The organism is Liberibacter crescens BT-1 (genome assembly GCF_000325745.1).
GTDB classification, from domain to species: domain Bacteria; phylum Pseudomonadota; class Alphaproteobacteria; order Rhizobiales; family Rhizobiaceae; genus Liberibacter; species Liberibacter crescens.
The window spans coordinates 826,364-846,786 of the sequence record NC_019907.1; the positions used below are offsets into that span (position 1 = coordinate 826,364).

The window sequence follows — 20,423 nt, forward strand, 5'->3', positions numbered from 1 at the left end:
TAAATAATCAACTTTAATAGGATTTTTATAAAATTATTCCTTTTTTATTCGCAATGCTTCATCAATGAATGCAGCGAATTGCTCCAGATGTCTGGACATAAGACCTGTTGCCGGAGAAGCTGCAGCAGAACGCCCAACATAACGAAACCGTTTATAGTGAGCATTAATATGCAGCAAAACCCATTCCAGATATGAATCAACAAATGTCCATGCTCCCATATTCCTGGGCTCTTCCTGGCACCAGACCATTTCAGCATTTATAAATCGGGAAAGAGTTTTTACAAGCTTCCTTACCGGGAAAGGATAAATCTGTTCGACACGAAGAAGATAAATATCATTAATCGACCTTTTTTCACGTTCTTCAAGAAGATCATAATAAACCTTCCCTGTACAGAGAATAACACGAACAATCTTGTCATCATCAACAAGCTTAGTGATGCTCTTGTCTTGAGTTTCAGCATCATCATATAATAAAGGTTCAAAAGAACTTTCACCTGACATGTCCGCAAGAGACGAAATGGCTCTCTTATGGCGCAACAATGATTTAGGTGTCATCATGATTAATGGCTTACGAAAATTTCTTTTCAGCTGTCTTCTTAAAATATGAAAGTAATTTGCCGGAGTGGTACAATTGGCAACCTGCATGTTGTTTTCAGCACATAACTGCAGAAATCTTTCAAGACGAGCAGAAGAATGCTCTGGCCCTTGCCCTTCATAACCATGCGGTAATAAACAAACAAGGCCTGACATTCTTAACCACTTGGATTCCCCCGAAGAAATAAACTGATCGAGTATGACTTGCGCACCGTTAAAAAAGTCACCAAACTGTGCTTCCCAAAGATTAAGAACATCAGGTCTTACTAACGAATATCCATATTCGAATCCAAGAACTGCTTCCTCAGAAAGCATGGAATTCACAATCTCAAACTCAGCCTGAGTCGACGATAAATTCGAAAGAGGCGCATAACGTTCCTCTGTCTCCTGATCATAAAGAACTGCATGACGCTGAGAAAAAGTTCCACGCTCACAATCCTGACCAGAAAAACGAATTTTATGCCCTTCAAGACACAGAGAACCAAAAGCCAGGGCCTCTGCCATTGCCCAATCAAGACCTTCACCTTCCTTAATCATCTTTTGACGATTTTTAATAAATCGATCGATCGTCTTATGGACTTTAAAATTTTCTGGCAGCTGTGAAATCTTGTTGCCAATCTCCTTGAGAACTTTAACCTCTACAGAAGTCTTTATAGGGAGATATTCTTCATCGTCATTGGCAGGATGTAAACCAGACCATAGTCCACGCAACCAATCCACTGAAACCGGCTTGTAATCCTGACTCTTTTCAAACTCATTATCCAGGCAGGAACGCCAGTCGTTCTCGATTTTTTTAACTTCTTGTGCAGAAACGATGCCCTCTTTAATAAGTTGTTCCGCGTAAATGTCCACAACACTTTTATGAGACCTTATAACCTTATACATCTTTGGTTGCGTAAATGACGGTTCGTCCCCTTCATTATGACCAAAACGCCGATAACAAAACATATCAACAATCGCCGGTTTATTAAATTTCATACGAAACTCTGTCGCCAAACGAACAGTATAAATAACCGCCTCCGGATCATCGCCATTAACATGAAAAACAGGAATATCAAATGATTTAGCGATATCCGATGGATAAGGAGAAGAACGGGAAAACACCGGATTGGTGGTAAAGCCAAGTTGATTGTTAATGATAAAATGAATAGATCCTGCCACTCTATAACCCGAAAGACCTGACAATTCAAAAGTTTCAGCAACAACTCCCTGACCTGCAAATGCTGCATCACCATGAATAAGAACAGGAAGAACCTGTGAACGAAGAGTCATTTCAGAAACAGCATCTTCAGAAGCATTCCTGAAAAGATCCTGCTTGGCACGCGCCCTGCCCAACACAACAGGATTGACAATCTCAAGGTGAGAAGGATTGGCCGTTAGTGACAAATGAACTTTATGATCTTTAATCTGATAATCAGAAGAAGCACCCAAATGATATTTTACATCTCCTGATCCATGAACATCATCAGGAGTTGATGAACCACCTTTAAACTCATAGAATATAGCACGATGGGCCTTGCCAATGATTTGACATAAAACATTGAGGCGACCACGATGCGCCATACCCAAAACAATTTCCTTTACACCTTGCTTCTCTCCTGTCTGAATAATATCTCTAAGCGCAGGAATAAGACTCTCACCACCATCAAGACCAAATCGCTTTGTTCCTTTATACTTGACATCAACAAACTTCTCAAAACCCTCTGCCTCAATGAGTTTGGCAAGAATTTCCTTTTTATCCTCTGCCGTAAAATAATTCTTTCGATCGTCATTTTCTATAGAGTTCTGGATCCAGGATCGCTGCTCTGCGTTCGAAAGATGCATGAATTCTACTCCAATCGTAGAACAATAACAACGAGAAGCTCTCTCCAAAAGCTCACGGACAGTGGCATACTCAAGGCCAAATATGTTATCAACAAAGATAGTGCGATCATAATCATTCTCGGAAAACCCATAACAAAGAGGAGATAAATTCTTCCTTTCTCCCAAAGGCGCCGATAATCCCAATGGATCAAGATTCGCTTGCAAATGACCAAAAGTACGATAATCATTGATCATCCTGATCGCTTGCAAGGAATCCTTGATGGATTTCTGGTTAACAACAGAAGCACCTGTAAAAGAAGAGACCGTGCAAGAAGGCGAGACCACCCTTTCTCTCAGAAGAGGAGAAATCCTTTCCATGGCTTCCGGTATATTTTCAGGATATTCATCAAGGGTCTTGAAGAATACTTTCCAATCTTCAGAAACAGTGACCGGATTTTCCTTATAACGATCATATAATTCTTCAATATAAGTAACGCTTGTAACATCCAGAAAAGAAGTAAGTGCGAAACGTTTATTGGCCTCTTGCCGTGTCATTTTATACCTTAAAAAAAATAGAGATACATTTTTATCTATTTAAAAAGATGAAGATTACAAATCCTTTAAAAGATGCGCCAATGTCCTTCCAATTTTGGCTGGTGATGGAGAAATACGAACACCAGCTTCCTGCAGTGCAGCTATCTTGTCCTCAGCTCCTCCTTTACCACCAGAAACAACTGCGCCGGCATGTCCCATAGTACGACCAGAAGGAGCAGTTCTTCCAGCAATAAACCCAACCACGGGTTTTTTACGCCCACGCCTGGCCTCATCTTTTAAAAACAGGGCAGCATCCTCTTCAGCACCCCCGCCAATTTCACCAATCATAACAATTGAATGCGTATCATCATCCGCTAAAAACATCTCAAGAATTTCAATAAACTCAGTCCCTTTAACAGGATCGCCTCCAATACCAACAGCTGTACTCTGACCCAATCCTTCATTTGAAGTTTGAAAAACAGCTTCATAGGTCAATGTACCGGAACGCGATAAAATACCAACAGAGCCTTTACGAAAAACAGAACCAGGCATAATCCCGATTTTACACTCTTCAGGTGTTAAAAGACCAGGACAATTAGGACCAATAAGTCGTGACTTTGATTTTATCAGATGTGCCTTAACAGAAACCATATCCAGAACAGGAATCCCTTCGGTAATACAAACAATCAAAGGAATTTCTGCGTCAATAGCCTCAATAATGGCTGCCGCCGCTCCTGCAGGTGGAACATAGATCACAGAAGCATTTGCACCTGTACGTTCTTTTCCTTCAGCAACAGAAGAAAAAATAGGAAGGCTTTCACCATTTTTACCATGCCATAAGCTTCCGCCTTTTGAGGGATGCACCCCTCCCACCATATTTGCCCCATAATAGGCAATTGCCTGCTCTGTATGAAATGTACCGGATTTTCCAGTGAGACCCTGAACAAGAACCTTCGTATTTTTATTCACAAGGATAGACATAATGATTAAACTCCTTTTACTGCATGAATAATTTTTTGAGCTGCATCATCAAGATCATTTGCAGTAATCACATTTAATCCACTATCGGCTATCATTTTATTTCCAAGATCAACATTTGCCCCTTCAAGACGTAATACCAGAGGAACTCTTATACCGACTTCCTTTACAGCAGACAAAACACCTTCTGCAAGAACATCGCATCTCATGATGCCTCCAAATATATTAATGAGTATACCCTGAACGGACGCATCAGAAGTGATAATTTTAAATGCTGCGGCAACAGCATCTTTACTTGCTCCTCCTCCAACATCAAGAAAATTAGCAGGCTCTGCTCCATACAACTTGATAATATCCATCGTTGCCATAGCCAAACCCGCTCCATTAACCATACATCCTATATTCCCGTTAAGGGCAATATATGAAAGACCATGCTTCTTGGCCTCAACCTCTTTACCATCCTCTTCAGAAATATCTCTCAAGGCCTGAAGATCTGGATGCCTGAACAAAGCATTACCATCAAATGAAACTTTGGCATCAAGAAGACGAAGACGACCATTTTTCATAACAATCAGAGGATTTATTTCCAAAAGGCTCATATCATTTTCAATAAATGCCTTATACAAGACAGGAAAAAGATTCGCCGCATCATCCCGGGCCATTCCGTCAAGTTCAAGCAAATCACATAAACAAGAAACATCTTTCGATGTCACACCATCAAAATGGTTGACCAAAACCTTGATAATTTTTTCAGGAGTGTGTTTCGCAACTTCCTCAATATCCATTCCACCCTGGACAGAAGCAATAAAAGATACCTGACCAACAGAACGATCCACAAGAAGAGAAAGATAAAGTTCACGCGAAATATCAGCGCCATCCTCAATATAAATACGGTTAACCTGCTTACCGGAAACATCCGTCTGGTTGGTCACCAGCAGAGAACCCATCATCTCATGAACATCAGCAATAACAGCCTCAGCAGAAGTCTCTAAACGCACACCACCTCTTGCATCAGAACCCAGATTTTTAAACTTTCCCTTACCACGACCGCCAGCATGAATTTGGCTTTTAACGACATATAAAGGACCAGGAAGCTTTTTCAAAGCATCCACAACCTCATCAGGAGAGAAGATAACGACACCTTCAGCAACTGGCGCTCCATAAGATTTTAATAAAGCCTTAGCTTGATATTCATGAATATTCATAACAAAATCATTTCTTAATAAAATTTATACCAAAGAAGAAGAAAGATTAAGACATCTTTCACAAAGACTGATGACAGACTTGACTGATTTCTGAAATGAATTCTGCTCATCAACCGTCAATTCCAGTTCAACAATTTTCTCAACACCTCCTGCACCAATAATTACTGGAACTCCTACATAAAAATCATTAACATTATATTGACCAGAAAGATACGCAGCGCAAGGCAAAAGACGTTTTTTATTCTTTAAATAGGATTCAGCCATGGAAATTGCAGAGGATGCAGGAGCATAATAAGCAGAAGTATTCTTCAGCAGATTCACAATCTCGGCACCACCATCACGTGTTCTTTGCACAATACTCTGGATCTTTTCGTCAGTGCTCCAACCCATCTTCACAAGATCCGGAATAGAAATACCTCCTACAGAAGAATATCTCAAAAGAGGCACCATCGTATCGCCATGCCCTCCAAGAACTGTAGCCGTGACATCTTCAACAGCAACATTAAATTCCTGTGCCAGGAAAAAACGGAATCGTGCAGAATCAAGAACACCAGCCATGCCAACAACTTTATGATGCGGCAATCCAGAAAATTTTTGCAAGGCCCAAACCATGGCATCAAGAGGATTTGTAATGCAAATGACAAAGGAATCAGGAGCATATTTTTTAATTCCTGCACCTACCTTTTCCATCACCTCGAGATTAATATTCAATAAATCATCACGACTCATGATTGGTTTACGCGCAACTCCTGCCGTAACAATGCATACGTCAGCCCCTTCAACAGCAGCATAATCCTTAGTCCCTTGTAAAAAAGGATTAAACCCTTCAACAGAAGCAGACTGGGAAATATCAAGAGCTTTTCCCCGCGGAATGGAATCATCAAGATCTAAAAGAACAATTTCCCCAAGCTCTTTTAAAGCAGCAAGATGGGCAAGTGTTCCTCCTATCATTCCAGAACCTATAAGAGCAATCTTATTTAAGACCATCGAAATATTTCCTTTCTAAAATATTTTTTTAGAATTAATTCCTCAATTTTTTAATGATACACCAACCAAACATGACCAATATGCTGATATTTTCCAAAAACCACAAAAGATGGTTATTATATATATTTATTCAGTGCCTCATGTCTAGCAACATATCCATTTCGACACATTTCAAATAATCGCGAGGCTGTTCTGTTAAACTCAAACCCCTCAACACCTTTTCCAAAAGGAAAAAGATGATCAATGGCTACCGCTGCTGACATGACCAAACGAACCTTGCTATTATAAAGAGCATCAACAAGCATAATAAATCGTTTAACCTGATCACGTCGATCATTGCTCAGCACAGGAACCGAATCAATAAAAACAGTATTGAAACGAGAGGTGATTTCCAGAAAGTCACCTGCAGCCAAAGACCTGTCGCACAGATCCGCAAAAGAAAAACGTGCTGCCTGCCTGCAGGCAACAGGAACATGAACCCTATGACCTTTGACAAGAATATCAGAAGGAACACAGGCATGTTTGCCGGTTACAGAATTCCACGCCTTATCCATTGCCTCTTGAGTTGAATCATCAAGAGGAAACATATAAAGAGGAAAGGAAAACAATCCTTCACGTCGGTAATCTATACCAGAATCAAGCGATACAACCGTAATATTTTTCTCAAGCACTGTAATAAAAGGCATAAAAATATCGCGATTGATTCCATCACGGTAAAGATCATGGGGTGCTACATTAGAAGTGGCAACCACAACACATCCTCGCCTGAATAATTCTGTAAATAATCGTGATAAAATCATCGCATCAGCAATATTCGTAACGACAAATTCATCAAAACATAACAATGCTGCCTCATGAGCTATAGAAGCAGCAACCGATAGCACAGGGTCTGGATCCTGCCGTGTGCCCGTTTGATATTTGCGGCGATGAACCGCAATACGATCTTGAATCTCAGCCATAAATTCATGAAAATGAACCCTGCGTTTTTTATGAACAGGAGCAAGCTTGAAAAAAAGATCCATCAGCATGGTTTTGCCACACCCGACATCACCGTAAACGTAAATCCCTTTTACCTGTTTGTGACCATAACAGCATCGAAAGAAAAAATGATAGAGATTGCTGAATTTATGATTGAGCCTATCTCTCTCACGCAAGGATTCCAAAACATCATCAAAAAGAACAACAACGTCATCCTGACAAGAATCAACCTTTAAGTCGCCGGACTGGATCCGTTCATCAAGAACAGACCTGATACTGCGAGAAGAAGCCAATAAACAACACATCAAAAACTCAATACCATAACAAAATTCATTTTACCGGCTACAAGAACGCTATGATAACATCAAAAATCCCCTTTACCGGCTAGAAGAACAGCTATGATAACATCAAAAATCCCCTTTACCGGCTAACAGAAACAGGTTGATTATCCTTGGTCACTCCCTCAAATCTATTATCAGCCACTTTATTCAGGGATACAATTGTATTGCCGTTACGGTCCTTAAGAACAAGCTGATGACCAACAACATCCCAATATCCCATAAGGCTTAATTTTCCATAACAATTACGGGTCCCACCACGCAAACCTGAACCAAGATTTGTCAGTGTTAAGTACATATCACACCGTACCATGCCGCTTGATACCTTCCAGCTACCAGGCAATGATCCCTTCGAAAGCTCTCCAGAAGGCGAATAGCCAGAGCGAGAAGATGAATAGCCAGATCCAGAAGGTGGATAGCCGGAACCAGAAGGCGGATAGCCGGAACCAGAAGGCGGATAACCGGAACCAGAAGGCGGATAGCCAGAGCCAGAAGGTGGATAGCCGGAACCAGAAGGCGGATAACCGGAGGCAGAAGATGGATAGCCGGAACCAGAAGGTGGATAGCCAGGATTATTTGGATCGGTGACAGGATAACCATCAGGAGAGAGAGGCTGTGATTCCACTGAACCAACAGGTTGAGCTGCTAACGGCGGCGGTACATATCGATCAGGATAATCATTGCCACCACCACTCTGACAAGCTGAAACAAGAGAACCAACCACAAGAACAAAAATGACATGTTTAATGTTTAACGGCATGCCTTCTTTCTCCTCAAATTATCTTTCGTAATATAAATATAGTACTATACAACCAAAATCACAACATATGAATTAAACCCGACGATCGAGCATCATAATCTTTATTTCAGCAATCGCCTTGGCAGGATTGAGTCCTTTAGGACAAGCCTGGGCACAATTCATAATAGTATGACAACGATAAAGACGGAAAGGGTCTTCAATGTTATCAAGACGTTCTCCCTTGGCTTCGTCCCGCGAATCAATCAACCAACGATATGCCTGTAGCAATATGGCAGGACCAAGATAACGATCGCCATTCCACCAATAACTTGGACAAGAAGTTGAACAACAGGCACACATAATACATTCATAAAGACCATCAAGCTTCTGTCGATCTTCATGACTCTGGAACCATTCATTGGCAGGAGCAGGAGATACCGTTTTAAGCCAGGGCTCAATTGAACGATGTTGGGCATAAAAATGCGTCATATCAATCACAAGATCTTTAACAACCGACATATGCGGAAGAGGATAAATTTTAATAGACCCCTTTACGTCTTTCATTTCCTTGGTGCATGCCAAAGTATTCGTTCCATCAATATTCATGCCACAGGAACCACAAATGCCCTCACGACAGGAACGACGCAACGTCAAGGTCGGATCAATCTTGTTCTTGATATACAGCAAGCCATCAAGAACCATAGGACCGCAATCATCGACATCGACATAATATGTATCAATCCTTGGATTTTCCTGATCATCAGGACTCCAGCGATAAATACGATATTCACGCAACGACTTTGCATTAACAGGTTTATTCCACGTTTTACCTTCCTTGATACGGGAATTTTTTGGCAGTGAAAGCTCAACCATTTTTATATAGTCTCCAAATATTAATAAACCCGGGCTTTAGGAGCAATCCTGTGAAGATCAATACCCGCAGAAATTGGCTCAATATGAACAGGACGGTATTCAAGATGGATCTCGCCTGTATCACAATTCACCCTGCAAAGAGAATGTTTCCGCCATTGAACATCATCACGTCCGGAAAAAGGCCCCTCTTTATAATCCTCACGTGCATGGGAACCTCTGCTCTCTTTCCTGGCTTCTGCTGAATAGACAGTTACAATGGCATTGGCCATTAAATTTTGTAATTCAAGGGTTTCCATAAGATCTGAATTCCAGATCATGGAACGATCAAAAACCTTGATATCCGACATTTCATTCCACAAGACTGAAAGACGCCTACAACCGGCAGCCAGGGATTCCTGCGACCGAAAGACGCCAGCGTCCTCCTGCATGGCACGCTGCATTTTTTCACGCAATATAGCCGTTGGTGTCTCACCATTCGCATAGCGAACACGATCAAAGCGCTCAACAATACGATCACAGGCGACAATATCAAGAGAAGGAATTGCCTCTGACCGATCAATGATTTTTGCTGCGCGAAGTGCTGCTGCACGACCAAAAACAACCAGGTCTATTAACGAATTGGAACCCAATCGATTGGCACCATGTACCGAGGAACAGGAAGCCTCGCCAACAGCCATAAGACCTGGAGAAACACAATCAGGATCCGTACTGTCAGGATTCAGAACCTCTCCCCAATAATTGGTAGGAATGCCACCCATGTTATAATGAACCGTTGGCAAAACCGGAATCGGTTCACGTGTGACATCAACACCAGCAAAAATTCTTGCTGACTCTGAAATACCAGGCAATCGCTCATGCAAAAGAGCAGGATCAAGATGATTGAGATACAGGTAGATATGGTCTTTTCTTTTGCCGACTCCACGCCCTTCTCTGATTTCCATCATCATGCAACGGGAAACAACATCACGAGAAGCAAGATCCTTGGCAGAAGGAGCATAACGTTCCATAAAACGCTCTCCCTCAGAATTGACAAGATATCCGCCTTCTCCACGAGCCCCTTCTGTAATAAGACACCCGGCACCGTAAATACCGGTAGGATGAAACTGAACAAATTCCATATCCTGCAAAGGTAAACCTGCACGTGCAATCATACCTCCACCATCACCGGTACAGGTATGAGCCGATGTTGCCGAAAAATAGGCACGACCATAGCCACCTGTTGCCAGAACAACTATTTTTGCAGAAAAACGGTGAATTTCCCCATTTTCAAGACACCAGGCAACAACCCCTGTACAACGGCCATCCTGAGACATAATAAGATCAAGTGCAAAATATTCGATAAAAAATTCAGCGTTATGCTTCAGGGATTGTCCATATAACGTATGAAGAAGAGCATGACCTGTCCTGTCTGCGGCAGCACATGTCCTTTGGACTGGAGGTCCTTCACCATAATTTTGCATATGTCCGCCAAAAGGCCGTTGATATATTTTCCCTTGCTCATTACGGGAAAACGGTACACCGTAATGTTCAAGCTCATAGACAGCCTTCGACGCTTCCATCGTCAAATACTGAATGGCATCGATATCCCCCAGCCAGTCCGAGCCTTTCACTGTGTCATAAAGATGCCACTGCCAGCAATCAGGAGTCATATTGGCAAGAGGAGCAGCAATCCCTCCCTGAGCCGCCACTGTATGTGAACGTGTTGGAAAAACCTTGGTAATACAGGCTGTTTTTAATCCCTGCTCAGCCATACCAAGTGTTGCCCGCAGGCCTGCGCCTCCAGCACCGACGACGACGACATCATAAGCATGATCAACATAAACATAAGATTGTGCTTGTGATACTGCAGAGGCAGATAAAGATTTTTTGGACATAGCTACCGCATGAATAAAATTTTTATAAGACAAAAAAAGGAAAACGCTGTCATTAAAAAAACAAAAAATGTATTCATAATAATCAAGCTATATCTCAAAAGCTTGGAATGAATATAATCCTCAATAATAACCTGCATTCCCAATTTCATATGAAAGAACACCGTACCCAAACCCAAAACCATTATAATAAAAACAAATGGATCAGAAAGAACGGACACAACCTCATCGTAAGAAGCATTGCTATAGATAAGCATGAATGCCATAAAAAAAATGACAAAAGGAAGTATAGCAATTGATGTAAGGCGCTGATGCCAAAAATGGGTTGTTCCATCCTTTGCAGAACCCAAGCCAAGTACTTTCCCTAAAGGGCTACGCATATCCATATTTCTTTTCAATTCCTTGCTACCGATAATAAAATTCCTTCACGAACCATAGAATTCCTACCAAAAGAAAAGAAAAAACGACATTTGCCCTGGCAAGCCTTGTTGACAATTTCGTATCAAACCAGAACCCCATATCCCAGATTAAATGTCTTATTCCGCTAAGGGTATGATGGATTAGAGCCCATGTATAGCCTAAAATAATGATTTTAAAGAACCAATAGCCCATAAAGGTCTGAAATTGTGCAAATGCTGATGGGCCTGATGAAAGAGCCCACAGCCACCATGCCAGCAAAACGGTTCCAAAATACATCGCTGCACCCGTTATGCGATGCATGATAGACATCAGCATTGTTGGAATCAGTTTATAAACTTGCAAATGTGGTGATAAAGGACGACCACGCGATAGGTTTGACATGAGAAATTCACATTATCCTTTTCAAAAACACAAGAACGAAGTGTATATCAATATTTCTGAATTCATCAAGCAACTTTATTCCATTGAACCCGCTTTGAATATTTAATATCACTTCAAATGACAATTTTCAATTCCTATATCGCATTCATTCAGCAAAAGCCGATAAATCACAAGAGTTTTTGACCTTAACCGTCAAAGAGGAGGTTCCATGATCCCTCCCATACGACATATAATCCTATATTCCTTTTCAGTAACGGGTTGAACAGAAAGCCGGGAAGAAGTCACCAGAGACATTTTTTGAAGTTCAGGATTTTTCCTGACGCTGGCAAGACTGACAGGAACAGGCATGCTGCATATTGCGCGCACATCGACACAATCCCAGACAGAATTCTCTTCTGCTGTCGAATCATGGTGAGCGGGAACAATGACCTCAACAATACCGACAATTTCACGTCCATGATTGGAATGATAAAAGAAACACTTGTCACCAACGCACATGGAACGCATATTGTTACGAGCCTGATAATTACGCACCCCACTCCATTCTTCTCCTGTATCGCCCCTGGATTGTTGCATCTCCCAGGACCATTGAGAGGGTTCAGACTTTAAAAGCCAATATGCCATAAAAATTCCTGTTATTCTCTGGATACAATTTTCGTTGTCAAGGCTTTCAAGGCTTCATCAACAGAAAGACTGCCTTCGACAAGAGAGGATATGATCTCCGTCATAAACATTTTAATATTAAAACGGGCAGCCATTTTGAGAGCAAGCGAAGCCGCATAAACCCCTTCAACAAGAAGGCCGCTGTTTCTTTCCGGACAAAACCCTTTTCCAAGAGAAATCCCGAATCGCAAATTACGGGACTGATGACTTGTGGCCGTCAACACGAGATCACCAAGTCCAGACAAGCCATGAACCGTATCAGGACAACCGCCTGCTGCCCTGACCAGTCTGGAAATTTCTGCCAACCCGTGCGATATCACCAGAGCGCGGGCCGATTCACCAAGACATGCCCCTTCTATAAGTCCGCAGGCAATCGCAATGATATTTTTTAAAGCCCCAGCCAATTGCACACCTGTCCGGTCATCAGAAGGATACAGATTAAAGCAGGAATACGACAGAAGCCTGCAAAGACTCCTGGATTTTTCCATGTTTTCCGAAGCCAGAACCATCCCGACCGGCAACTCACGAGCAATATCACTGGCAAATCCTGGCCCGGAAAGAACAGAAACAGAATGAGAAGGCAATCTTTTCTCCAGAATGTCACTTAATAGCAAACCGCTCTCATGATCAAATCCCTTGGCACAAACAATAATATCTGCTGTATTCCTGATCCACGGCCCGTAACAATCGACAGCGTGACTGTAATCCTTGGAAGGCATGGCAAAAAGAACAATATCCGCCTTTTGCAAAATTTCATGATCCGTAGAAAATCCTAAGGAATCAGACAGGACAATCCCAGGCAAAGACTTCTGATGAATTCGTGTTTTTGTCAGCTGAAGGATCAGCTCTTTCTGGCGTCCGAGCAAAACAACAGAAGCATTCCCGGATGAAGAGATCACGCTGGCCAGGGCTGTTCCAAAAGCACCAGCACCGATAACACAAACAAAAGGGTGATGTTTCATGCTTTTGCTCCCCGTTTTCCAGAACCCAGTTTGGCAACAGCACAAGAATCCAATGGCCAACGCGAACGCGCTGCGACTGAAAATGAATCAGAATCGAAACCTGCTGCCATTCTCTCCAGGGCAGCCCAGGCAATCATTGCCGCATTATCTGTACAAAAACGATGCGGCGGGGCAATAAAACGAAAGCCACATCGGTCACACAATTCTGTCAAGACAGAACGAACTACACTATTGGCAGCAACCCCTCCTGCAACAACGAAAACGCGTTTCTCTTCCGGAAAATCAGTGCAAAAACGGATGAATGCGCGTTCAATTCTTTCTGTAAGAATGCAGGCAATGGTCTCTTGAAAAGAAGCGCAAACATCTGCAATATCCTTCTCTGTTAAAGGCATCAGTTCCTGTATTGTTTTCCTCACAGCAGTCTTGAGTCCGGAAAAGGAAAAGTCCGGTTCACTTCTTCCTGCCAAAGGTCTTGGGAACTGAAAGCGTTCCGGATTTCCTGTCTGTGCAGCCTTTTCAAGAGCAGGTCCTCCAGGAAACCCCAATTCCAGTATCTTTGCTATTTTATCAAAACACTCTCCAAGGGCATCATCGATTGTTGTTCCCCAACGTTCATAATCCCCAACCCCTTTTACCAGAATTAACTGTGTATGCCCTCCGGAAACCAGAAGAGTCAGATAAGGGAAATGAATCCTGTCCAGGAGACGTGCGGTTAATACATGGCCTTCCAGATGGTTAATGGCATAAAGAGGCTTCCTTGCTGCATAAGCGATTGATTTGGCTGTCATAAGCCCAACAATCAACCCGCCTACAAGACCTGGGCCTGCTGTTACTGCTATTGCATCCATGTCTGCAATTTTTACACCGGCATGCGATAATGCCTGGGCAATCAAACCATCAAGAACTTCTACATGTGCCCGGGCAGCAATCTCTGGTACTACGCCACCATAAGCACTATGTTTTTCAGATTGAGAGAGTATAATGTCAGCAAGTATTTCAGCCTGGCCATCAACAGGACAAGCTATTATAGCGGTTGCTGTTTCATCACAACTGCTTTCTATACCAAGAACAATATTTCTTTTTACCATTTTACGCTTTAAATGTTATTTTTTATAAATTAAAGGAACATCAATTATGAATTCTTTCGAGTATCAATAGACGAATGAAGATGCAAACACAAATTTTTCGTATAGGGACACGGAGTAGCCCTCTCGCAATGGCGCAGGCTCTTGAAACCCGTTCTCGCCTTATGATTGCGCATCATCTTCCTGAAACTGCCTTTGAAATTGTCCCCATTGTTACAAAAGGCGACCATATCCTTCACCAGAGATTTCATAAAGCAGGAGGAAAAGGACTCTTTACACAGGAAATTGGAGAAAAACTTCTCTCCAAAGAATTGGATCTTGCCGTCCACTCGACAAAAGACATGTCAGCAAAACTCCTGGATGGTCTGCAGCTTGCAGCCTGTTTGCCCCGTGAAGATGTCCGGGATGTTTTTATCAGCCATAAGGTTAAATCCTTGCAGGATCTTCCCCTTAATGGAGTGATTGGCACTTCTTCCTTACGCCGTCAGGCACTTTTACGCCGCGTACGCCCTGATATACAAATCGTTTACTTCCGTGGACAGATAGAAACGCGCCTGCGCAAACTCGAGACAGGTCAGGCAGATGCGACCTTACTGGCCTATGCAGGCCTGAAACGTTTGCATAAAACACATGTTATTACAGAAATTCTTGACCAGGAAACTTTTCCTCCAGCTCCTGGCCAGGGAGCCATTGGCATTGAAATCCGTATCGGTGACACGCGTGTCGAGGAACTGGTCAGCGCTATCAATCATCCTGAAACCTGGGATGCCATCACTTGTGAACGTTCTTTTTTTACAACTCTTGATGGTTCCTGTCGCACCCCTATTGCGGCTTATGCCTCTTGCAAGGATGAGGACATCTCCTTTTTTGGGATGATTTTGACACCTGATGGTACTATTTTCCATAAAATTCATAGAAATGGCAAGCGCTATAATGCTATACATATAGGACATGAAGCGGCTGAGGAACTTCGTTTTATGGCTGGGAAACAATTCTTTCAATTTTGGCAATGAAAAAATGCGTGTTGTAATAACCCGACCTCAAAAATCAGCGATACGGACAGCAGAGCGATTATCGAAGATGGGACATGAAGCCATAATCATGCCCTTATCCTATTTTACCTATAATCTTTCTCTTGTCCGAATGGCCTTGAAAAAACCTTACGCAGCGGTAGCCATTACCAGCGCAGAAGCATTATGTACAATCCCTGAAGAGATCTCTCCTTCTCTTGACACCATTGTTTTTGCTGTAGGAAATGCAAGTGCTGCCGCTGCACAAAATCATGGCTTTAAAAATATATTTTCCGGAACAGGGAATGGTATAAGTTTGGCAAAAGAAATCATCAAACAACGAGACATATTAAGCCCGGAGAAACCACTTCTCTATTTGGCAGGACGTCCGAGATCCCCTGGCTTCGAGGAAACCCTCTGCCAAAATTTCATTCCTTTTACAGCCATTGATTGCTATCTTGCACATGATATTTCTTATTCTTCCAAAGATACAGAGCGTCTTCTTGCAAAAATTGATGTTATCCTGTTTTATTCCAGAGAAAATGTCGTGCGTTTTTTTGCATTACCCTTGCCTGACAGGATCATGGCCCGTTTCTTATGTTTAAGCGCTCAGGTTGCAAGTGCAATACCTGATCCCTATAAAAAAGATATTGCTGTCGCCAATTCTCCAGACGAAAATGCTCTATTAGAATTACTTTGACGAGAATATTTATTTTTTAAGATTATTTTAATAAGAAAATTAACCCTTTTTGTTTATAAATAATAAAAACCCTAGAAATTAAAAGAAAACTGTATACCGACGCTCAGAAATTTTAAAAGTGATGCAACACTAAAGAGGAAAAAATGTCTACTTTTGATGACTCAAAAGAAAAAAATCAGAAATTCCCGAAGGATATCCCTCAATGCTCCAGAAAAATAAAAAACATCTTTTATTTTGGTTGTAATTGCCGGTGTATCAGCAATTATTTTTATAGTAAGCTCTATGAATGTCACAAAACAGATCTACAAAGCCTTTTCATCCAAATCTTATGATGAAGCAAAAATCTCTGTTCCTGCCAACAGGAAACATGATGACATGGAAGGAAATCTTCCCCAAAAACCATCACAAGAGCCTTTTAAAAAACCAAATTCTGATGATATGTCTATTAATAACCTTTATGCTGAAGTCAAATCCCTGAAAAAGGAAGTATTCGATATTCGGGAAACTTCTCAGGAAACCATAAAGAATTTAAAAGAGGTCGAACTTAAAGTTACAGAAAAAAAGAAAACCTGAACCTGAAACGCATGATGGCAATTTTTGGTTTAAAACTGGCGATTGATCAAGGAGAACCCTTTTTCCTGGAATTAAAGATTCTTCAAGAAATTATGCCGAATGATCCGGCAATTCCTAAGTTGAATGACTTTGCCCAGGATGGGATTCCGACATCATTGAATATTTTGATGCGTTTTCCAGAAGTTGCAGAAAAAATGTTCTCTGCAATTGAAGTTTCAGAAACAGACCAGGGAATTTGGAAGAATATGATCTTCAAACTGGAAAAAATGATCAGAGTACGCCTTGTTGGCAATGTTGAAGGAAATACACCTGATGCCATTATCGCGCGTATTGAATATAAAATAAGGCATGGTGATCTTAAAGGCGCTGCCGAGGAATGGGACAAGCTCCCTGAAAAAGCAATATCAACAAGTATTCAACTCAAAAAACAACTTTCTGCACGCATTTATGCCGAAAAATTACTCAAGGAAGAATTATCCAGAATACTTCAACATAATACAATACAGGGATAAATATGTTGCGTATCTTTCGTCTTTTATTTTTTTCAATGATGCTCTTCTTTATGGCTTATGGCTTTATATGGCTTGCCTCTATTCCAGGTGAAATTTCCATTATATGGCATAATCATCTTTATCAGATAAGACCTGTTATCATAACCAGTATTTTTATTGCGACACTCCTTATATTAGGAATTATTTTCTCGTCTGTTAAATTTTTTCTATATTCACCGTTTCTCATCACCAGATTTTTTCGCAAACACAAAAATACAAAAGGATATCAGGCATTATACACGGGCTTGATCGCTCTTGAGGCAGAAAATAAAATTCTGGCCTGTAAAATGGCATATAAGGCAAGCCAATTGCTCAATGCCGAGAAAGAGCCCATGGTGTACTTTCTTGAATCACAAGCAGATATCATTCAACAAAAATACACTGAAGCACACAAGAAATTTGAGTTAATGCTGAAGATACCGATGATGAAAGAGCTTGCCTTACGAAAGCTTTATGTCGAATCATGCAGGATAAACAACAAGACTTCTGCTATTTTATACGCAAAAGAAGCAGCGGACAGTTGTCCTTCCCTTCCCTGGAGTATGGAAGCAATTTTACAGGATTATTGTGATAAGAAACAGTGGTCTCATGTCATTGATCTTCTTGAGAAACAGAAAACAGCACAAGCAATTGATGCGAGGGAAGCAAATTCTAGAAAAGCGGTTGCATTAACAGCAAAAGCTATGGAAAGACTTGCTGTTAATGATACACTGTCTTCCTACAACCATGCCATGGAAGCACTCAGGCTCGACAAAGGCTCCATCATGGCTTCACTGGTTGCGGCTCAGGCAATGATTTTAAGAGAAAAAAACTCGAAGGCCGAAGATATTCTGGAAAAAATATGGGCTATCAATCCTCATCCTGAGGTTGCAAGTCTCTATATCAGTATACATACCGGCAAGGATCCTGACATTCGTCTGAGCAAAGCTAAAAAACTTGAAAATATTCATAAAGGCCATGTAGAATCGCTCATAACAACTGCCAGGGCAGCATTGGAAGCAGGTCAATTTGAAACAGCCGTTATCAAGGCAACAGCTGCCATGAAAACAAGTTCCAGAAAAAGCATCTATCTTCTTCTTGCAAGTATTGAAAAAGCACGTTCTGGTCATCTTGACCAGATACATCACTGGACACAAAAAGCTCTTGATGGCATTCCTGATCCGATATGGATTGCTGAAGATGGCTCATTATCAAAGGAATGGCTCCCTCTTTCACCTGTGACTGGAAAGCTCTGTATTTTTCAATGGAAGATGCCTGTTGAAGACTCACAAGAATTGTTGCAATTAAGAAACATAGTGACCGAAAAGACAAAAATATTTTCTGAAAACTTGCCTTTCATACCAAAATATGGTTTTACTCCCGGGGAATATAATAGAAAAGTTGATCATTCATTGCCCAATTTTTCATCTTATCAGCCAGATGATCCTGGTGTTGATTCTCATGAAGCCATTAAACAGGCTGGAAATGTTATAGAAGATAATGTTAAAAGGTTTACACGATTTCTTTGATTTTTTATTCTATAGACAACATAGAAAGGCTTTTACGTCAGGAGATCTTCGCGTTGACTTTGCCGCGCTGTGTCTTATGATACTAAAAGTTGATGGAGAAATATCAGAAAAAGAAATCAGCCATTTCAAGTCTGTTCTTAAAAAAAGATATAATCTGAGTGAGAAAGAATTGAAGTCATTGCTTGATGCAGCAAAATCTGCAGAACTTGAGGCAATCGATTATTATCGTTTTACCTCTAACCTGAAACGTCATCTCAATATTCAACAAAGACTTGAAGTCATCGCTGTTCTCCGGGATCTTGCTTCTATAGACGGAGAAAATAGAGAGCTTGAAGATGATATTGTCTGGAGAGTAGCAGATGTATTCGGTATTAAAGACCGAGAATTCGTTATAAACGAAGAGAATTCCCCACAGCCTTCTTTAAAGGCAGAGCTCGTATCCTGAAAAATATCATCTCTCCTCTTGAGAAAAAAGATTTTTAAAAATATCTTTAGATTTTTTCTTCGAGAAGATATCATATCCTTTTCAGAATGGATTTTTTAGTTATGAAAATTACACAAGCTTTTACATTTGAAGCAGCACATCACTTATCCCATTTACCCAAAACACATAAATGTCACCGTATGCACGGTCATTCTTACCGTGTAGAGATCACTCTGCAAGGAAATATCAATCCTGAAACTGGTTTCGTAGAAGATTTTTTTAATATTGAAAGTTCTATGTCACATGTCCTTGCTCTTCTTGATCATCAATCTCTCAATGATATTGATGGCCTTGAAAAGCCAAGTGTTGAAAATATTGCTCTCTGGATCTGGAATAAAATAAATCATACAATTCCTTTGCTATTTTCAGTACGCGTTTATGAAACATCAATGTCATGGGCAGAATATCAGGGCGAATAAAGAGCATGGTGAATTAAGGAAAGAAAACAATGGATGGTGCTCTTGTTCTTTTTTCAGGGGGTCAGGATTCTTCCACTTGTCTTGCCTGGGCACTTAATCAATTTGATGTTGTTGAAACTCTTGCTTTTGACTACGGACAACGCAACCTCATTGAACTGGAATGTCGAATTCGACTACGGGATCGAATCATTTCCTTGAATCCAGATTGGAAAAACCGACTGGGAAAAGATCATTTTCTTCCCCTGAAAACACTTGGAGCACTATCTGAAACAGCATTAACACGTGATATTCCTATAAAAACAGAGGAAAATGGCTTACCGAATACCTTTGTACCAGGACGTAATCTCATTTTTCTTATATTTGCTGCAGCATTGGCTTACCGTCGCAATATTAGGAATATTGTCGTTGGTGTTTGTGAAACAGATTACTCCGGTTATCCGGATTGCCGTAATGAGACCATACAAGCGCTTCAAACCGCTATTAATCTTGGAATGGACAATGATTTTACACTCCATACGCCTTTAATGTGGATCGATAAATCTGCAACCTGGGATCTTGCATACCAAATAGGTGGAAAAGCTTTAGTAGAATTAATTATCGAAGAAAGCCACACCTGTTATCTTGGAAAACGGGGTCAGAGACATGCATGGGGTTATGGTTGTGGAACTTGCCTGGCCTGCAAGATACGAGAAAAAGGATGGACAAAATACACCATAAGTAAGCAAAATTGTCAGCCTCTCTCTTAGGTTTTTCCTTCTGCATGAACA

The 20,423-nt window shown here is 41.2% G+C and carries 21 protein-coding genes; 8 read left to right on the top strand and 13 right to left on the bottom strand.

The annotated features are described in order from the left end of the window. Positions 1–33: 33 nt before the first annotated feature. The 13 genes from B488_RS03585 to tsaD form a co-directional block, all read right to left on the bottom strand. The gene (locus tag B488_RS03585) at positions 34–2,952 is read right to left on the bottom strand and encodes a 2-oxoglutarate dehydrogenase E1 component (protein ID WP_015273161.1); all 2,919 of its coding nucleotides are present in this window, start codon (positions 2,950–2,952) and stop codon (positions 34–36) included. Between the two features lie 54 nt (positions 2,953–3,006). Next, entirely contained in the window at positions 3,007–3,912 is a 906-nt protein-coding gene (gene sucD / locus B488_RS03590) for a succinate--CoA ligase subunit alpha (RefSeq protein ID WP_015273162.1), read from the bottom strand. A 5-nt stretch (positions 3,913–3,917) separates the two neighbouring features. Beyond that, positions 3,918–5,114, bottom strand: a complete 1,197-nt coding sequence (gene sucC / locus B488_RS03595; RefSeq protein ID WP_015273163.1) for an ADP-forming succinate--CoA ligase subunit beta — start codon at positions 5,112–5,114, stop codon at positions 3,918–3,920. Positions 5,115–5,138: 24 nt separating this feature from the next. Beyond that, a complete protein-coding gene (gene mdh, locus B488_RS03600) occupies positions 5,139–6,101 on the bottom strand; it encodes a malate dehydrogenase (RefSeq protein ID WP_015273164.1) in 963 nt (320 codons plus the stop codon). Positions 6,102–6,217: 116 nt separating this feature from the next. Then, complete coding sequence (zapE, locus tag B488_RS03605; RefSeq protein ID WP_015273165.1) at positions 6,218–7,384, bottom strand: cell division protein ZapE; 1,167 nt, start codon at positions 7,382–7,384, stop codon at positions 6,218–6,220. A gap of 115 nt (positions 7,385–7,499) precedes the next feature. Next, entirely contained in the window at positions 7,500–8,177 is a 678-nt protein-coding gene (locus B488_RS06855) for a protease inhibitor Inh/omp19 family protein (protein WP_015273166.1), read from the bottom strand. Positions 8,178–8,249: 72 nt separating this feature from the next. Next, on the bottom strand, positions 8,250–9,029 hold the full coding sequence (locus B488_RS03615; protein ID WP_015273167.1) for a succinate dehydrogenase iron-sulfur subunit: 780 nt from the start codon (positions 9,027–9,029) through the stop codon (positions 8,250–8,252). A gap of 20 nt (positions 9,030–9,049) precedes the next feature. Beyond that, complete coding sequence (gene sdhA / locus B488_RS03620; protein WP_015273168.1) at positions 9,050–10,903, bottom strand: succinate dehydrogenase flavoprotein subunit; 1,854 nt, start codon at positions 10,901–10,903, stop codon at positions 9,050–9,052. 2 nt (positions 10,904–10,905) lie between these two features. Beyond that, a complete protein-coding gene (gene sdhD, locus B488_RS03625) occupies positions 10,906–11,286 on the bottom strand; it encodes a succinate dehydrogenase, hydrophobic membrane anchor protein (RefSeq protein WP_015273169.1) in 381 nt (126 codons plus the stop codon). 19 nt (positions 11,287–11,305) lie between these two features. Further along, positions 11,306–11,701 (bottom strand): succinate dehydrogenase, cytochrome b556 subunit, encoded by a 396-nt coding sequence (gene sdhC / locus B488_RS03630; RefSeq protein ID WP_015273170.1) that lies wholly within the window; start codon positions 11,699–11,701, stop codon positions 11,306–11,308. Positions 11,702–11,893: 192 nt separating this feature from the next. Then, positions 11,894–12,325 (bottom strand): EVE domain-containing protein, encoded by a 432-nt coding sequence (locus B488_RS03635; RefSeq protein WP_015273171.1) that lies wholly within the window; start codon positions 12,323–12,325, stop codon positions 11,894–11,896. Positions 12,326–12,336: 11 nt separating this feature from the next. Next, complete coding sequence (locus B488_RS03640) at positions 12,337–13,326, bottom strand: NAD(P)H-dependent glycerol-3-phosphate dehydrogenase (protein WP_015273172.1); 990 nt, start codon at positions 13,324–13,326, stop codon at positions 12,337–12,339. Continuing rightward, positions 13,323–14,414, bottom strand: a complete 1,092-nt coding sequence (gene tsaD / locus B488_RS03645) for a tRNA (adenosine(37)-N6)-threonylcarbamoyltransferase complex transferase subunit TsaD (protein WP_015273173.1) — start codon at positions 14,412–14,414, stop codon at positions 13,323–13,325. The genes B488_RS03640 and tsaD overlap by 4 nt, the downstream gene beginning before the upstream one ends. Before the next feature lie 80 nt (positions 14,415–14,494). Here tsaD and hemC point away from each other — a divergent pair, with 80 nt between their 5' ends. The 8 genes from hemC (at position 14,495) to queC (ending at position 20,402) form a co-directional block, all read left to right on the top strand. Then, on the top strand, positions 14,495–15,424 hold the full coding sequence (hemC, locus tag B488_RS03650; protein WP_041770687.1) for a hydroxymethylbilane synthase: 930 nt from the start codon (positions 14,495–14,497) through the stop codon (positions 15,422–15,424). Between the two features lie 4 nt (positions 15,425–15,428). Beyond that, complete coding sequence (locus B488_RS03655) at positions 15,429–16,121, top strand: uroporphyrinogen-III synthase (protein ID WP_015273175.1); 693 nt, start codon at positions 15,429–15,431, stop codon at positions 16,119–16,121. Positions 16,122–16,355: 234 nt separating this feature from the next. Continuing rightward, complete coding sequence (locus B488_RS06860) at positions 16,356–16,694, top strand: hypothetical protein (protein ID WP_051012115.1); 339 nt, start codon at positions 16,356–16,358, stop codon at positions 16,692–16,694. 14 nt (positions 16,695–16,708) lie between these two features. Next, a complete protein-coding gene (locus B488_RS03660; protein WP_051012116.1) occupies positions 16,709–17,206 on the top strand; it encodes a COG4223 family protein in 498 nt (165 codons plus the stop codon). A 2-nt stretch (positions 17,207–17,208) separates the two neighbouring features. Beyond that, complete coding sequence (locus B488_RS03665; RefSeq protein WP_015273179.1) at positions 17,209–18,753, top strand: heme biosynthesis protein HemY; 1,545 nt, start codon at positions 17,209–17,211, stop codon at positions 18,751–18,753. Beyond that, a complete protein-coding gene (locus tag B488_RS03670) occupies positions 18,725–19,198 on the top strand; it encodes a tellurite resistance TerB family protein (protein ID WP_051012117.1) in 474 nt (157 codons plus the stop codon). The genes B488_RS03665 and B488_RS03670 overlap by 29 nt, the downstream gene beginning before the upstream one ends. Before the next feature lie 101 nt (positions 19,199–19,299). Then, on the top strand, positions 19,300–19,656 hold the full coding sequence (gene queD, locus B488_RS03675; RefSeq protein ID WP_015273181.1) for a 6-carboxytetrahydropterin synthase QueD: 357 nt from the start codon (positions 19,300–19,302) through the stop codon (positions 19,654–19,656). Between the two features lie 29 nt (positions 19,657–19,685). Next, positions 19,686–20,402 carry a 7-cyano-7-deazaguanine synthase QueC gene (gene queC / locus B488_RS03680; RefSeq protein ID WP_015273182.1) on the top strand — a complete coding sequence of 239 codons (717 nt, stop codon included), beginning with the start codon at positions 19,686–19,688 and terminating at the stop codon, positions 20,400–20,402. The last annotated feature ends 21 nt before the right edge of the window (positions 20,403–20,423 follow it).

Coding starts and splice junctions, on each gene's coding strand:
- B488_RS03585 (WP_015273161.1), bottom strand. CDS start 2,952: ATGACACGGCAAGAGGCCAATAAACGTTTCGCACTTACTTCTTTTCTG.
- queC (WP_015273182.1), top strand. CDS start 19,686: ATGGATGGTGCTCTTGTTCTTTTTTCAGGGGGTCAGGATTCTTCCACT.
- sdhA (WP_015273168.1), bottom strand. CDS start 10,903: ATGTCCAAAAAATCTTTATCTGCCTCTGCAGTATCACAAGCACAATCT.
- tsaD (WP_015273173.1), bottom strand. CDS start 14,414: ATGGTAAAAAGAAATATTGTTCTTGGTATAGAAAGCAGTTGTGATGAA.
- B488_RS03615 (WP_015273167.1), bottom strand. CDS start 9,029: ATGGTTGAGCTTTCACTGCCAAAAAATTCCCGTATCAAGGAAGGTAAA.
- B488_RS03660 (WP_051012116.1), top strand. CDS start 16,709: ATGGCAATTTTTGGTTTAAAACTGGCGATTGATCAAGGAGAACCCTTT.
- hemC (WP_041770687.1), top strand. CDS start 14,495: ATGCAAACACAAATTTTTCGTATAGGGACACGGAGTAGCCCTCTCGCA.
- B488_RS03670 (WP_051012117.1), top strand. CDS start 18,725: ATGTTAAAAGGTTTACACGATTTCTTTGATTTTTTATTCTATAGACAA.
- B488_RS06855 (WP_015273166.1), bottom strand. CDS start 8,177: ATGCCGTTAAACATTAAACATGTCATTTTTGTTCTTGTGGTTGGTTCT.
- sucC (WP_015273163.1), bottom strand. CDS start 5,114: ATGAATATTCATGAATATCAAGCTAAGGCTTTATTAAAATCTTATGGA.
- B488_RS03665 (WP_015273179.1), top strand. CDS start 17,209: ATGTTGCGTATCTTTCGTCTTTTATTTTTTTCAATGATGCTCTTCTTT.
- sdhC (WP_015273170.1), bottom strand. CDS start 11,701: ATGTCAAACCTATCGCGTGGTCGTCCTTTATCACCACATTTGCAAGTT.
- B488_RS03635 (WP_015273171.1), bottom strand. CDS start 12,325: ATGGCATATTGGCTTTTAAAGTCTGAACCCTCTCAATGGTCCTGGGAG.
- zapE (WP_015273165.1), bottom strand. CDS start 7,384: ATGTGTTGTTTATTGGCTTCTTCTCGCAGTATCAGGTCTGTTCTTGAT.
- sdhD (WP_015273169.1), bottom strand. CDS start 11,286: ATGGATATGCGTAGCCCTTTAGGGAAAGTACTTGGCTTGGGTTCTGCA.
- mdh (WP_015273164.1), bottom strand. CDS start 6,101: ATGGTCTTAAATAAGATTGCTCTTATAGGTTCTGGAATGATAGGAGGA.
- B488_RS03640 (WP_015273172.1), bottom strand. CDS start 13,326: ATGAAACATCACCCTTTTGTTTGTGTTATCGGTGCTGGTGCTTTTGGA.
- B488_RS03655 (WP_015273175.1), top strand. CDS start 15,429: ATGCGTGTTGTAATAACCCGACCTCAAAAATCAGCGATACGGACAGCA.
- sucD (WP_015273162.1), bottom strand. CDS start 3,912: ATGTCTATCCTTGTGAATAAAAATACGAAGGTTCTTGTTCAGGGTCTC.
- queD (WP_015273181.1), top strand. CDS start 19,300: ATGAAAATTACACAAGCTTTTACATTTGAAGCAGCACATCACTTATCC.